The sequence below is a fragment of the Streptomyces sp. NPDC019224 genome (assembly GCF_040632605.1).
GTDB lineage: Bacteria > Actinomycetota > Actinomycetes > Streptomycetales > Streptomycetaceae > Streptomyces.
In genome coordinates this window covers 1-13,394 of record NZ_JBEYCF010000009.1, presented here as the reverse complement: position 1 = coordinate 13,394, position 13,394 = coordinate 1, and the positions used below count along the sequence as shown (strand labels likewise).

Below are 13,394 nucleotides of genomic sequence, written 5' to 3'. Positions count from 1 at the left end.
GGTGTCTGACACATCCCCGTGGTCCCTCGTACCGTTCGTACGGACGGGCGAGACCAGGGCAAAGTCTACCGGCGCGCGTCGCCCTCCCCGGGGGCCTGGGCACGGGTCCGGCGCGGGAGTGCTCTGAGTGCGTCGCCCATGTCGGCCACTTCCGTGACCTTCATACCGGCCGGGACCCTGCCCGGATCGGTCGGCACCAGGGCGTGCGTGAAACCCAGCCGGTGCGCCTCGGCCAGCCGCCGCTGCACCCCCGTGACCCGCCTGACCTCGCCCGCGAGCCCCACCTCGCCGATCGCCACCAGGTTCTTCGGCAGCGGTGTGTCGCTCGCCGCGCTCGCCAGCGCCAGCGCGATGGCCAGGTCCGCGGCCGGCTCGGACAGCTTCACGCCGCCCACCGTCGCGCTGTAGATGTCCCGCTTGCCCAGCGAACTGATCCGGCCGCGCTGCTCCAGGACCGCGAGCATCATCGACACCCGGGACGTCTCCAGGCCCGACGTGGTGCGCCGCGGCGAAGGGATCTGGGAGTCCACCGTGAGCGCCTGCACCTCCGCGACCAGGGGCCGCTTGCCCTCCAGGGTCACGGTGAGGCAGGTGCCCGGCACCGGCTCGTCGCGCCGCGTGAGGAAGAGGCCGGACGGGTCGGCCAGACCCGTGATGCCCTCGTCGTGCAGCTCGAAGCAGCCGACCTCGTCGGTCGCCCCGTACCGGTTCTTGACGCCGCGCACCAGACGCAGCCGGGCATGTCGGTCGCCCTCGAACGACAGCACCACGTCGACCAGGTGCTCAAGGAGCCGGGGCCCGGCGATCGCGCCCTCCTTGGTCACATGGCCGACGAGCAGCGTCGACATCCCCCGCTCCTTGGAGGCCCGGATCAGCGCCCCCGCCACCTCGCGGACCTGGGCCATCCCACCCGGCGCCCCCTCGATCTCCGGCGAGGCCACGGTCTGCACCGAGTCCAGGACCAGCAGCGAGGGCTTGACCGCGTCGAGGTGGGCGAGCACCGCCGACAGATCGGTCTCCGCCGCCAGATACAGGTGGTCGTCGATCGCCCGGATGCGGTCGGCCCGCATCCGGACCTGGGAAGCGGACTCCTCGCCGGTCACGTACAGCGTGCGGTGCTCGTCGCTCGCCGCCTTCGCCGCGACGTCGAGCAGCAGCGTGGACTTGCCGACGCCCGGCTCGCCCGCGAGCAGCACCACGGCCCCGGGCACCAGACCACCGCCCAGCACCCGGTCCAGCTCGCCCACACCGGTGGGGCGGGCGGTGGCCTGCCGGCTGTCGACCTGGCCGATGGGGAGCGCGGCGGTGGAGACGCGGCCCGCCGCCGTGGTCCGGACGGCGGTGGCACCGCCGAACTCCTCGACCGTCCCCCACGCCTGGCACTCGGGGCAACGGCCGAGCCACTTCGCGGTGGTCCAGCCGCATTCGGTGCAGCGGTAGGACGGCCGGTCCTTCGCGGATTTCGTACGGGCAGCCATGGCGCCACCGTATAGGTGGGGTCGGACAGTGGGGCGGGGAACTCCTGTCCTTTATCGCGCGATACATTCACCCGTAAGGGTTAAATCTCCTCGGGGAGCACGGGGCGCCCGCCCCGCCCTGCCTACGGTCGCAAGGTGACGAGCAGCAGGCTGGAGACGCCCACGGACACCCCCGGCGCGCACCGGGGGCAGCATCGCGCGCCCCACTCCTCGCCGAAGCGGCCGCCCGCCCGTTACGAGCCGCATCTCGACGGCCTGTTCACCTACTGCCTCTCCGTCCTCTGCGACCACGACGCCGCCACCGAGGCGCTCGGCGGGGTCCTGGCCCTGGCCGAACGGCAGGGCGCCCGCTGCCCGGCCGACGAGGAGGAACGTAAAACCTGGCTGTACGCCCTGGCGAGGTGGACGTGTCTGCGCCGGCTCACCGAGCAGAAGCAGGGCCGCCGCGCCCACCGCCGCCCCGACGGCGCCCGCCCGCACCGCAGGCCCGCCGCCGAGGACCGCCCCGCCCCGCCCGCACCCCGAACCGCCCGCCGCACGCCCCGCACCGCACCGCCCGCGGTCCACGCCCCCAAGGACCCGGCCCCCGCCGAGCCGGAGAGCCCCGCCGCCACCGAGGCGCACCGCCGGGAGCTGGCCCAGCTGGCCTGGCCCGAGGCGGCGGGCACCACGCCGGAGCAGCGCGAGGCCCTGGAGCTGGCCGTACGGCACGGACTGACCCCGCGCGCGGTCGCCGCCGTCCTCGGCCTCGACCCCACGTCCGCCCGCGAGCTGCTGGCCGGCGCCGCCTGCGAGGTCGAGCGCACCCGGGCCGCCCTGGCCGTCGTCGAGAAGGGCAACTGCCCCACGGCCGGCCGGCTCACCGGCGACCACCGCGCGCTGCTCTCCGCCACCCTGCGCCGCGAGCTGGTGCGGCACGTGGACGACTGCCCGCGCTGCCGCCGCGCCGCCGAGCGGGCCGGCGCCGAGGGGCCGTGGCCCGGGAAGACGGTGACGCCGGCCGCCGTGCTGCCGGTCGTGGAGGCACCGCGCCCCTCCGCTTACGTGGCCATGCTGCATGCGCAGAAACACCAGAAGAATCGGTCCGCCACTCCGCGTTTCGACCGCACCGGCTTCCCCATGGACCCCAAGGACCACGCCGCGCGCCGCGACCGGCTGCGCTCCCGGGTCATGACGACGACGGTCGTCGCCACCGTCGTCGCCGCCCCCGTCATCGCCCTGTGGTCCGCCTACCGGGGGGCGCCGCTCACCGGCGAGGGCCGCGACGGCTCCACGGTCAGCGCCGCCGACAGCGACACCGGCGCCGACGAGACCCCCTACGCCCCCTACGAGAACGCCGGCAACGCCCGCCCCGACGCCGGCAGCCCCTTCACGGACGGGGACACCCTGCCGGAGGTCTCCGCCGAGATCATCAGCCCGGGTGCCGGCCCGTCCCGCGACCCCGCGGGCCACGGCGAGGGCCGGCTCACCGTCGAGGCCCGCACCTCCGGCTCCACCACCTTCGTCACGCTCACCGCGTCCAAGGCCGGACCGGTCTCCTGGTCCGCGGCCACCGACCGGTCCTGGGTGCGCCTGAGCCAATCCTCCGGGAAGCTCCCCGCGGGCGGCAGCATCACGATCCGCGCCCTCGTGGACCACGCCCGGGAGCCCGCCGGCCCCTGGACCGCCCACCTCACCCTCGCCCCCTCGGGCGCGGTCGTCGCCCTGCACGGCCACGGGGCCGAGCCACCGGCCCCAGGCCCCTCGCCACGCACCGGCCACCCGCGCGGCAACCTCCACCCGCACCCGCCGGTCCCCGCCGACCCCACGCCCACATCGCCGGAGCCGGAGCCCACCCCGGACCCCTCCGCCCCGACGCCCGACCCACCGGACCCCACGCCCACCCCGACGCCCACGGAGACCGGGCCGGACCCCACCCCGGACCCGGCCGGCTCGTCCGAACCGCCCGCCCCGCCGAAGGGCCCGAGCACCCCGCCCCGCGCGGACTGACCGTGCGGGGCGGCGGCCCCGGGGCCTACGCCGGGTCCGCCGGGTGCGGGGCCATCGGCAGCAGCGAGGCGAGCCGCTGCTCGCACAGCTCGGTCAGCTTGCCGTACGCCTCCTTGCCCATCAGCTCGATCAGCTCCGGCCGGTAGGACACGTACACCGGCTCACCGCCGCCGTGCGCCGAGGTCGCCGACGTGCACCACCAGTGCAGGTCGTGGCCGCCCGGCCCCCAGCCCCGCCGGTCGTACTCACCGATCGAGACCTGGAGCACCCGCGTGTCGTCGGGGCGGTCGATCCACTCGTACGTACGCCGCACGGGCAGCTGCCAGCACACGTCCGGCTTGGTCTCCAGCGGCTCCCGGCCCTCCCGCAGCGCCAGGATGTGCAGCGAGCAACCGGCCCCGCCGGGGAAACCCGGCCGGTTCTGGAAGATGCACGAGCCCTGCCAGCGCCGCGTCTGCCGCTCCCCGTCGTCGTCGGTCTGGGTCCAGCCCGTCTCCGTACCCACGTCGTGGAACTGCCACAGCTCCGGAGTGAGGCGCGCGACATGACCGGCCACCCGCTTCTCGTCGTCCTCGTCCGAGAAATGGGCGCCCAGCGTGCAGCAGCCGTCGTCCGCGCGGCCCGCCTGGATGCCCTGGCAGCCGCTGCCGAAGATGCACGTCCACCTGGACGTCAGCCAGGTCAGGTCGCAGCGGAAGACCTGCTCGTCGTCGGCGGGGTCGGGGAACTCCACCCAGGCGCGCGGGAAGTCGAGCTCCGTCTCGTCGGAGGGATCGGGCTCCGTCGTCGCCGGTACCCGCATCTCCACCTTCTCCACGTGCTTGATGTCCTGCGCGCGGTCCTGCTTCTTCGCGGCTTTGCCCGGCTTCGCCTTTTTCGTCTTTGGCACGCGCCCAGAGTAAGTCCGCCGCCCGCAGTAGCGTTCCCCGTATGAGACTCGGAGTCCTCGACGTGGGGTCGAACACGGTTCATCTGCTGGTGGTCGACGCGCACCCCGGCGCCCGCCCGCTGCCCGCGCACTCGCACAAGGCCGAGCTGCGCCTGGCCGAACTTCTCGACGAGGACGGCGCGATCGGCCCGCTCGGCGTGGACCGGCTGGTCGGGACGATCGCCGCCGCGCTCGACGCCGCCGAGGACAAGGGCTGCGAGGACGTCCTCGCCTTCGCGACCTCCGCGGTACGTGACGCGAGCAACGCCGACCAGGTGCTCGAACGGGTACGGGACGAGACGGGCGTCGACCTCGCGGTCCTCAGCGGCACGGAGGAGGCCCGGCTCACCTTCCTCGCCGCCCGCCGCTGGTACGGCTGGTCGGCCGGGAAGCTGCTGGTCCTGGACATCGGCGGCGGCTCGCTGGAGATCGCGTACGGGATGGACGAGGAACCGGCCGCCGCCGTGTCGCTGCCGCTGGGCGCCGGGCGCCTCACCGCGGGCTGGCTGCCGGGCGACCCGCCGGATCCGGCGGAGGTCAAGGCGCTGCGCCGGCACGTACGGGCGCGCATCGCCCGCAGCGTCGGCGACTTCGCCCGCATCGGCCGCCCGGACCACGTCGTGGCCACCTCCAAGACGTTCAAGCAGCTCGCCAGGATCGCGGGCGCGGCCCGTTCCACCGAGGGCCAGTACGTGCCGCGCACCCTCAGCCGCAAGGCGCTGGAGGAGTGGGTGCCGAAGCTGGCCGCGATGACCGCGGAGGAGCGCGGCACCCTGCCCGGCGTCTCCGAGGGCCGCGCCGCGCAGCTGCTGGCCGGGGCGCTGGTGGCGGAGGGAGCGATGGACCTGCTGGACGTCGAGGAGCTGGAGATCTGCCCCTGGGCGCTGCGCGAGGGCGTGATCCTGCGCCGCCTGGACCACCTGCCGTCGCGCGAGGCCGCCGCCCTGAACTGACCGCCGCACCGGCGGGGTCCGGGCCCATGGCCCTTCTCACTTTCCGCCGCACTCCCTCGGTGGGGCGCACCACTGCCCGTACGCTGTCTGCGTGGCAGAACCAGTGGTGCGCGTCCCGGATGCGAAGGTCGCCCTGTCGACGGCCTCGGTCTATCCGGAGTCGACGGCGACGGCCTTCGAGATCGCCGCGCGCCTCGGCTACGACGGTGTCGAGGTCATGGTCTGGACCGACCCGGTCAGCCAGGACATCGAGGCCCTGCGCCGGCTCTCCGACTACCACCAGGTGCCGATCCTCGCCGTCCACGCGCCCTGTCTGCTGATCACCCAGCGGGTCTGGTCCACCGACCCGTGGGTCAAGCTCCAGCGGGCCCGGGCCGCGGCCGAGAAGCTCGGCGCGTCCACGGTCGTCGTCCATCCCCCGTTCCGGTGGCAGCGCAACTACGCCCGCGACTTCGTCACCGGGATCTGGCGGATGGCCGACGAGACGGACGTCCGGTTCGCCGTCGAGAACATGTACCCGTGGCGCTACCGGGACCGCGAGATGCTCGCGTACGCCCCCGACTGGGACGTCACCAACGACGACTACCGCCACTTCACGGTGGACCTGTCGCACACCGCGACCGCCCGCACGGACGGCCTGGCCATGGTCGACCGGATGGGCGACCGGCTCGCCCACGTCCACCTGGCCGACGGCAAGGGCTCCAACAAGGACGAGCACCTGGTGCCCGGCCGGGGCGACCAGCCCTGCGCGGAGTTGCTGGAGCGGCTGGCGGGTTCCGGCTTCGACGGCCACGTGGTCATCGAGGTCAACACCCGCCGCGCGATGTCCACCGCCGAACGCGAGGCCGACCTCGCCGAAGCGCTCGCCTTCACCCGGCTCCACCTCGCCTCGTCCGCCGAGCGGGCCCCCCGCCCATGACCCCGGACGCGCCGGCCCCCAGGCGCCGGGGCCGCCCCGCCCGTGCCGCGGCGGACAGCGGCCCGGACGCGCGGACCCGCATCCTGGAGGCCGCCCGCACGGAGTTCGCCGAGCGTGGTTACGACAGGACCTCGGTCCGGGGCATCGCCCGGGCGGCCGGCGTGGACTCCGCACTGGTCCACCACTACTTCGGTACGAAGGACGAGGTCTTCGCCGCCGCGATCGAGCTGTCCTTCGAGCCCGCCCTGCTGATCCCGGCGGTCCTCGAAGGCGGCACCCGTGACGTGGGCGAACGCCTGGCCCGCGCCTTCATCGCGATCTGGGAGAACCCGGCCGCCCGCGCCCCCCTCCTGGCCGTCCTCCGCTCCGCCCTCACCAACGAGGCGGCCGCCGAGGTCCTCCGAGACTTCGTACTCCGCCGCCTCCTGGAACGCGTGGCGGCCGGGCTGAACGTCCCGGACGCCACCTTCCGTGCGGAGCTGGCCGCCTCGCACATGGTGGGCATCGCGATACTGAGATACGTACTGAAGGCGGAACCGCTGGCGTCGACGCCCCCCGAAAAGATCATCACGATGGTGGCCCCCACGCTTCAGCACTACCTGGCGGACCCCACCCCCCCGGCCCCCGCCGCCGAACCCCCCACCCGTTCCCCCGATCCCCCCGGCGCCGAACCTCCCGTCCCAGCCGCCGAACCTTCCAGCCGTTCTCCCGGCCCCGCCGCGGAACCTTCCCTCCCCGCCGCTGAACCTCCCAGCCCCGGCGTCGACCCTCCCAGCCCCGCCGGCGTTTGAGGCGCGGGGTCCGGGGCGGAGCCCCGGGTACGGGAAGGGGCGGGGCGGGGAACAAGCCCGCCGCAGGCGCAACGCCCCCGCACCGCCCCACGCCCCCGCCCCCACCGAAGGCTTCCGCATAGCGGACACCCGGCCCACATCCTGGCCCGAACGCCGTACCCTCAAGAACAGTCTTAGACGCAGAAGGAGCGAAAGACGATGCCCACGCTGAGGTCCCGCACAGTCACCCACGGCCGCAACATGGCCGGCGCCCGCGCCCTCATGCGAGCGTCCGGCGTAGCGAGCGAGGACATCGGCAAGCCGATCATCGCCGTCGCCAACTCCTTCACCGAGTTCGTCCCCGGCCACACCCACCTCGCCCCCGTCGGCCGCATCGTCTCCGAGGCGATCAAGGCCGCCGGCGCGGTGCCCCGCGAGTTCAACACCATCGCGGTGGACGACGGCATCGCCATGGGCCACGGCGGCATGCTCTACAGCCTGCCCTCCCGCGACCTGATCGCCGACAGCGTCGAGTACATGGTCGAGGCCCACTGCGCCGACGCCCTCATCTGCATCTCGAACTGCGACAAGATCACCCCGGGCATGCTCATGGCCGCGATGCGCCTGAACATCCCGACCGTCTTCGTCTCCGGCGGCCCGATGGAGGCCGGCAAGGCCACCCTCGTCGACGGCACGGTCCGCAAGCTGGACCTGGTCAACGCGATCAGCGACGCGGTCGACGAGAGCATCTCCGACGAGGACATGCTCCGTATCGAGGAGAACGCCTGTCCCACCTGCGGCAGCTGTTCCGGCATGTTCACCGCCAACTCGATGAACTGCCTGACCGAGGCCCTCGGCCTCTCCCTCCCCGGCAACGGCTCGGTCCTCGCCACGCACACGGCCCGCAGGGCGCTGTACGAGAACGCCGGCCGCACGATCGTCGACATCACCAAGCGGTACTACGAGCAGGACGACGCGACGGTCCTGCCGCGCTCCATCGGCACCCGCGCCGCGTTCGAGAACGCCATGGCGCTGGACATCGCCATGGGCGGCTCCACCAACACGATCCTGCACCTGCTGGCCGCCGCCCAGGAGGCGGAGCTGGACTTCGACCTCGACGACATCAACGAGGTCTCCCGCCGCGTCCCCTGCCTCTCCAAGGTCGCCCCCAACGTGGCGCCCGGCGGGACGTACTACATGGAGGACGTGCACCGGGCCGGCGGCATCCCCGCCCTCCTGGGCGAGCTGAACCGCGGCGGACTGCTCAACGAGGACGTGCACGCGGTGCACGCCGACACCCTCGCCGAGTGGCTGAAGAACTGGGACGTGCGCGGCGGCTCCCCGTCGCCCGAGGCCGTCGAGCTGTGGCACGCGGCCCCCGGCTGCGTCCGCTCCGCCACCGCCTTCTCGCAGTCGGAGCGCTGGGACACCCTCGACCTGGACGCCGAGGGCGGCTGCATCCGCGACGTCGCCCACGCGTACTCCGAGGACGGCGGCCTCGCGGTCCTCAAGGGCAACCTCGCCCTGGACGGCTGCGTCGTGAAGACGGCCGGCGTCGACGAGTCGATCTGGACCTTCGAGGGCCCGGCGGTCGTCTGCGAGTCGCAGGAGGAGGCCGTCGACAAGATCCTCCGCAAGGAGATCACGCACGGCGACGTCGTCGTCATCCGCTACGAGGGCCCGCGCGGCGGCCCCGGCATGCAGGAGATGCTCTACCCGACGTCCTTCCTGAAGGGCCGCGGCCTCGGCAAGACCTGCGCCCTGATCACCGACGGCCGCTTCTCCGGTGGTACGTCGGGCCTGTCCATCGGCCACGCCTCGCCCGAGGCTGCCTCCGGCGGCGCGATCGCGCTCGTCGAGGACGGCGACCGCATCCGGATCGACATCCCGAACCGCTCGATCGAGCTCCTGGTCTCCGACGACGAGCTGGCCACCCGCCGCGCGGCGCTGAACGGCGTGTACGCGCCGAAGAACCGCGAACGCAAGGTCTCGGCCGCGCTGCGCGCGTACGCGGCGATGGCGACGAGCGCGGACCGCGGCGCCGTCCGCGACGTCTCGAAGCTGGGCTGACCCCGGCACGCGGCCCCCGCCGGCGCGGGGGCCGCACGCACGGCCGGCAGTAACCGCCCCCGGGCCCCGCCCCCGGCTGCGGGATACTCGACCCCGTGAGCGAGAACAGCGAGACCCCCGACGGAATGGCCTCCGGCCCGTCCGAGACCGCGGCGGCCTCCGCCGGTGCCCCCGCGACCCCGCAGGGCCCGCAGCCCGAGCCCCTCCGCTTCTTCGGCACCACCTGGGTCGCCCACGACGGCCACTACGGCCTGCGCCGGGCCGGAGCCGCCGTCGGCGCGCTCGCCGCGGCCGTCGCCGCCTGCTTCCTCCTGCGCTTCGCCTACGAGGGCCTGGAGATCGCCGACATCGGCAGCTTCGTCAACGTGCTGGTGGTCCTGATGTTCGCCGTCTGCAGCGCGATCGCCTTCCGCAAGACCTGGGAGGGCTTCAGCCGCCGCCCGGCCGACCCGGCCCGCGAGGAGGCCCTGCGCGGCCTGAAGGCCATCGGCTTCGTCGGCTCCCTGCTCGCGTACTTCTTCCGTACGTTCACCGAGGCGCCCGGCGAGAAGCTGCGGCGCACGGAGTACGAGGAGGCCCTCGCCCGCTACACGAAGCGCCGCGCGTCCCGCACCGGCAACCCGGCGGCCCGCAGGAAGAAGCGCCCTCGCGCCTGACCCGCCCCGGCGCGGGCACGATGGCCCCATGACCGCGACACGTTCTCCGGCCGCCTCGTCCGCGCCTTCGCGCGCCCTGTCCTTCGACCGGGCCGCCGCCCAGTACGCCGCCGCCCGTCCCGGCTACCCGGACGCGCTTTTCGAGGCCGTCGAGGACATGGCCGGCCGCCTCCTGCGAGGAGCCCGCATTCTCGACGTGGGCGCGGGCACCGGCATCTCCACCCGCCGCCTCCGCGACCGCGGCGCCCGGGTCGTCGCCGTCGAACCAGGCCCCGGCATGGCCGCCGAACTGCGCCGGGGCCTCCCGGACGTCCCGCTCGTGCGCGGCGACGGCAACCGGCTGCCCTTCGCCGACGGGACCGCCGACCTGATCACGTACGCCCAGTCCTGGCACTGGACCGACCCCGCCCGCTCGGCCGCCGAGGCCCGGCGCGTCCTGAGGCCGGGCGGCGCGCTCGCCCTCTGGTGGAACGTCGCCGACCGCACGGTTCCGTGGCTCGCCCGGCAGGAGGCGCGGCTCCTCCGGTTCTTCGGCACCGAGACGGGCGACGACCGCAGCGCCCACGGCTCGGCCGCCCAGGACCGCGCCCTGCCGCCGGATCTCGCCTTCACGCACCGGTGCATCCCGTGGACCCGGCGCGTCCCCCTCGCCACCCACCTCGACAACCTCGGCAGTCACTCCGCGTTCCTGACCACCGACGACGAGGCGGCCCGCGGCTTCCTCGCCGAGGAGCGGGCCCGGCTCCTGGCGGAGTTCCCGGACGGCACGGTGGAGGAGGCGTACGTCGTCGAGCTGCACGCGGCCGTGCGCTGAGCCGAGACAGCCCCGCCCCGTCCCTTGACGGCGGTGCCCCGCGGAGCCAATATTCATCACATGATGAATTACTCGGGCGTCCCCGTCGAGGCCCATGGCCTCACCGTCCGACGAGGCAGCCGCACGGTCCTCAGGGACCTCGACTTCACCGTCGAACCCGGCAGGATCACCGGCCTCCTCGGCCCCTCCGGATGCGGCAAATCCACCCTCATGCGTGCCGTCGTCGGCACCCAGGCCAAGGTCACCGGCACCCTCCAGGTCCTCGGCAGCCCCGCCGGCCACCCCTCCCTGCGCCCCCGCGTCGGGTACGTCACCCAGGCGCCCTCCGTCTACGCCGACCTCACCGTCCGCCAGAACCTCGACTACTTCGCGGCGGTCCTCCAGCCCGGCCGCGCCCACCGCGACGCCCGCCACGAAGCCGTCACCCGCGCACTCACCGAGGTCGACCTGACCAGCCACGAGGACGCCCTCGCCGGCAACCTCTCCGGCGGCCAGCGCACCCGCGTCTCCCTCGCCGTCGCCCTGCTCGGCACCCCCGACCTGCTCGTCCTCGACGAGCCGACCGTCGGCCTGGACCCGGTCCTGCGCCGCGACCTGTGGCAGCTGTTCCACACCCTCGCCGCCGAACGCGGCACCACGCTCCTCATCTCCTCCCACGTCATGGACGAGGCCGAGCGCTGCCACCGCCTCCTCCTGATGCGCGAGGGCGAGATCCTCGCCGACGACACCCCCGAGGCCCTGCGCGCCACCGCCGGCACCGACACCGTCGAAGCGGCCTTCCTCCACCTGGTCGACGCGGCCGCCACCCGCAAGGAGAACGCCCGATGAGCACCACCACCGGCACCGCACCCCTGAGCCCGGCCCGCACCCTCGCCACCGCCGCCCGCGTCCTGCGCCAGCTCGCCCACGACCCCCGCACGGTCGCGCTGCTCCTGCTGGTCCCGGTCCTCCTGATCACCCTGCTGCGGTACGTCTTCGACGGCAGCCCGCAGACCTTCGACTCGGTCGGGGCCTCACTGCTCGGCATCTTCCCGCTGATCACGATGTTCCTGGTCACCTCGATCGCCACCCTGCGCGAGCGCACCTCCGGCACCCTGGAGCGCCTGCTCGCCATGCCGCTCGGCAAGGGCGACCTCATCGCCGGTTACGCGCTCGCCTTCGGCGCGGTCGCCGTCCTCCAGTCGCTCCTGGCCACCGCCCTGTCGGTGTGGGCCCTCGGCCTGGACGTCATGGGGTCGCCGTGGCTGCTGCTCCTGGTCGCCCTGCTCGACGCGCTGCTCGGCACGGCTCTCGGGCTGTTCGTCTCGGCGTTCGCGGCCTCCGAGTTCCAGGCCGTCCAGTTCATGCCGGCGGTGATCTTCCCGCAGCTGCTGCTCTGCGGCCTCTTCATCCCCCGCGACCGGATGGCCCCGTTCCTGGAGGCCGTCTCGGACGTGCTGCCCATGTCGTACGCCGTGGACGGCATGAACGAGGTCCTCCACCACGCCGACGTCACCGGCGACTTCGTCCGCGACGTACTCATCGTGGCGGGCTGCGCCCTGCTCGTACTGGCGCTCGGCGCGGCCACCCTCCGCCGCCGCACCGCCTGACGGGGCGGTGCGAAGATGACGCCGACGAGCACTGAGCACCGCGCACATCGAGCACCGCCCGGAGGGTGAACGGCATGACCCAGACAGTTGCAGTCCTCGGCACCGGCAAGATCGGCGAGGCCCTGCTCAGCGGGATGATCCGGGCCGGCTGGCGCCCGTCGAACCTGCTGGTCACCACCCGCCGCTCGGACCGGGCCGCCGAACTGCGCGACCGCTACGGCGTGGACGCGGTGACCAACGCGGAGGCCGCCAAGCAGGCCGACATCCTCATCCTCGCGGTCAAGCCCCAGGACATGGGCCGCCTCCTCGACGAACTCGCCCCGCACCTCACCGCCGACCGCCTGGTCGTCAGCGCGGCGGCCGGCATCACGACCGCCTTCATCGAGGACCGCCTCGGCGCGGGCACCCCGGTCGTCCGCGTCATGCCGAACACCCCCGTCCTGGTCGACGAGGGCATGTCCGTCATCTCCGGAGGCAGTCACGCCACCGGCGAGCACCTCGCCTCGGCGGAGGCCATCTTCAAGGGGGTGGGCAAGACCCTGCGCGTTCCCGAGTCCCAGCAGGACGCGGCCACCGCCCTGTCCGGCTCGGGCCCCGCGTACTTCTACTTCCTCGTCGAGGCGATGACGGACGCCGGCATCCTGCTCGGCCTGCCGCGCGCCCAGGCCCACGACCTCATCGTCCAGGCCGCGATCGGCGCCGCCGTGATGCTCCGCGACAGCGGTGAGCACCCGGTCAAGCTCCGCGAGGCCGTCACCAGTCCGGCCGGCACCACCATCAGCGCCATCCGCGAACTGGAGAACCACGGCGTACGCGCGGCCCTCATCGCCGCACTCGAAGCGGCCCGCGACCGCAGCCGCGAACTGGCCTCCGGCAACGGCTGACCAGGGCCCCGTCACCCCCGGCGCACCCGGGGGTTGACACGCCCCCTCCGGATCCGTAGTGTGCTCCGAGTTGTCCGACGTGAGCGCCGACTCAGGTTGGTCCCCGGACAGCCATTCCGCAGTAAACACAACGAGCACGCGACAGTTGTCGCATGTCTTTACGTGCGCCTGTACGGAATGAGGAATCCGCGTTCGAAGGAACGCGACCCCGATTAGCGTCGGGGCCCCGGATTCCGCTAATGTCTCACTCGTCGGAACGGCCCAACGGCCGGGAAGGCAAATCCCGCTGACTGGGAATCGGGCCCGAAAGGATCTGATAGAGTCGGAGTCGCCGGAAAGGGAAA

General features: G+C 73.5%; 11 protein-coding genes and 1 pseudogene. 10 read left to right on the top strand and 2 right to left on the bottom strand.

Annotation, left to right across the window (positions count from 1 at the left end):
- Nucleotides 1-65 precede the first annotated feature (65 nt).
- Nucleotides 66-1,478: a DNA repair protein RadA gene (radA, locus tag ABZ564_RS08030; protein ID WP_360851365.1), complete on the bottom strand. Its 1,413-nt coding sequence runs from the start codon at nucleotides 1,476-1,478 to the stop codon at nucleotides 66-68.
- 135 nt (nucleotides 1,479-1,613) lie between these two features.
- Between radA and ABZ564_RS08025 the strand changes: the two genes are divergently transcribed.
- Nucleotides 1,614-3,467 (top strand): hypothetical protein, encoded by a 1,854-nt coding sequence (locus ABZ564_RS08025; protein ID WP_360851361.1) that lies wholly within the window; start codon nucleotides 1,614-1,616, stop codon nucleotides 3,465-3,467.
- 25 nt (nucleotides 3,468-3,492) lie between these two features.
- Here ABZ564_RS08025 and ABZ564_RS08020 read toward each other — a convergent pair whose 3' ends face one another.
- A complete protein-coding gene (locus ABZ564_RS08020) occupies nucleotides 3,493-4,356 on the bottom strand; it encodes a hypothetical protein (protein WP_360851358.1) in 864 nt (287 codons plus the stop codon).
- 41 nt (nucleotides 4,357-4,397) lie between these two features.
- Between ABZ564_RS08020 and ABZ564_RS08015 the strand changes: the two genes are divergently transcribed.
- The 9 genes and pseudogenes from ABZ564_RS08015 to proC all read left to right on the top strand — a co-directional run bounded on the left by ABZ564_RS08015 (nucleotide 4,398) and on the right by proC (nucleotide 13,050).
- Nucleotides 4,398-5,348 (top strand): Ppx/GppA phosphatase family protein, encoded by a 951-nt coding sequence (locus tag ABZ564_RS08015; RefSeq protein ID WP_360851355.1) that lies wholly within the window; start codon nucleotides 4,398-4,400, stop codon nucleotides 5,346-5,348.
- Between the two features lie 91 nt (nucleotides 5,349-5,439).
- Entirely contained in the window at nucleotides 5,440-6,267 is an 828-nt protein-coding gene (locus ABZ564_RS08010) for a sugar phosphate isomerase/epimerase (RefSeq protein WP_360851352.1), read from the top strand.
- Nucleotides 6,264-6,875 (top strand): annotated as a pseudogene (locus ABZ564_RS08005) (TetR family transcriptional regulator); the annotation flags it as partial. The gene ABZ564_RS08010 and the pseudogene ABZ564_RS08005, both read left to right, overlap by 4 nt.
- A gap of 381 nt (nucleotides 6,876-7,256) precedes the next feature.
- A complete protein-coding gene (gene ilvD, locus ABZ564_RS08000; RefSeq protein WP_360851349.1) occupies nucleotides 7,257-9,107 on the top strand; it encodes a dihydroxy-acid dehydratase in 1,851 nt (616 codons plus the stop codon).
- Between the two features lie 95 nt (nucleotides 9,108-9,202).
- A complete protein-coding gene (locus tag ABZ564_RS07995; protein WP_360851346.1) occupies nucleotides 9,203-9,763 on the top strand; it encodes a hypothetical protein in 561 nt (186 codons plus the stop codon).
- Between the two features lie 28 nt (nucleotides 9,764-9,791).
- Nucleotides 9,792-10,577 (top strand): class I SAM-dependent methyltransferase, encoded by a 786-nt coding sequence (locus ABZ564_RS07990; protein WP_360851343.1) that lies wholly within the window; start codon nucleotides 9,792-9,794, stop codon nucleotides 10,575-10,577.
- Nucleotides 10,578-10,637: 60 nt separating this feature from the next.
- Nucleotides 10,638-11,405 carry an ABC transporter ATP-binding protein gene (locus ABZ564_RS07985; RefSeq protein ID WP_360851340.1) on the top strand — a complete coding sequence of 256 codons (768 nt, stop codon included), beginning with the start codon at nucleotides 10,638-10,640 and terminating at the stop codon, nucleotides 11,403-11,405.
- Nucleotides 11,402-12,166, top strand: coding sequence for an ABC transporter permease (locus tag ABZ564_RS07980; RefSeq protein ID WP_360851337.1), 765 nt, complete (start codon nucleotides 11,402-11,404; stop codon nucleotides 12,164-12,166). Before ABZ564_RS07985 ends, ABZ564_RS07980 begins: the two co-directional genes overlap by 4 nt.
- A 74-nt stretch (nucleotides 12,167-12,240) precedes the next feature.
- On the top strand, nucleotides 12,241-13,050 hold the full coding sequence (proC, locus tag ABZ564_RS07975; RefSeq protein WP_360851334.1) for a pyrroline-5-carboxylate reductase: 810 nt from the start codon (nucleotides 12,241-12,243) through the stop codon (nucleotides 13,048-13,050).
- The last annotated feature ends 344 nt before the right edge of the window (nucleotides 13,051-13,394 follow it).

Coding starts and splice junctions, on each gene's coding strand:
- ABZ564_RS07980 (WP_360851337.1), top strand. CDS start 11,402: ATGAGCACCACCACCGGCACCGCACCCCTGAGCCCGGCCCGCACCCTC.
- ABZ564_RS08015 (WP_360851355.1), top strand. CDS start 4,398: ATGAGACTCGGAGTCCTCGACGTGGGGTCGAACACGGTTCATCTGCTG.
- ABZ564_RS07990 (WP_360851343.1), top strand. CDS start 9,792: ATGACCGCGACACGTTCTCCGGCCGCCTCGTCCGCGCCTTCGCGCGCC.
- radA (WP_360851365.1), bottom strand. CDS start 1,478: ATGGCTGCCCGTACGAAATCCGCGAAGGACCGGCCGTCCTACCGCTGC.
- proC (WP_360851334.1), top strand. CDS start 12,241: ATGACCCAGACAGTTGCAGTCCTCGGCACCGGCAAGATCGGCGAGGCC.
- ilvD (WP_360851349.1), top strand. CDS start 7,257: ATGCCCACGCTGAGGTCCCGCACAGTCACCCACGGCCGCAACATGGCC.
- ABZ564_RS07985 (WP_360851340.1), top strand. CDS start 10,638: ATGATGAATTACTCGGGCGTCCCCGTCGAGGCCCATGGCCTCACCGTC.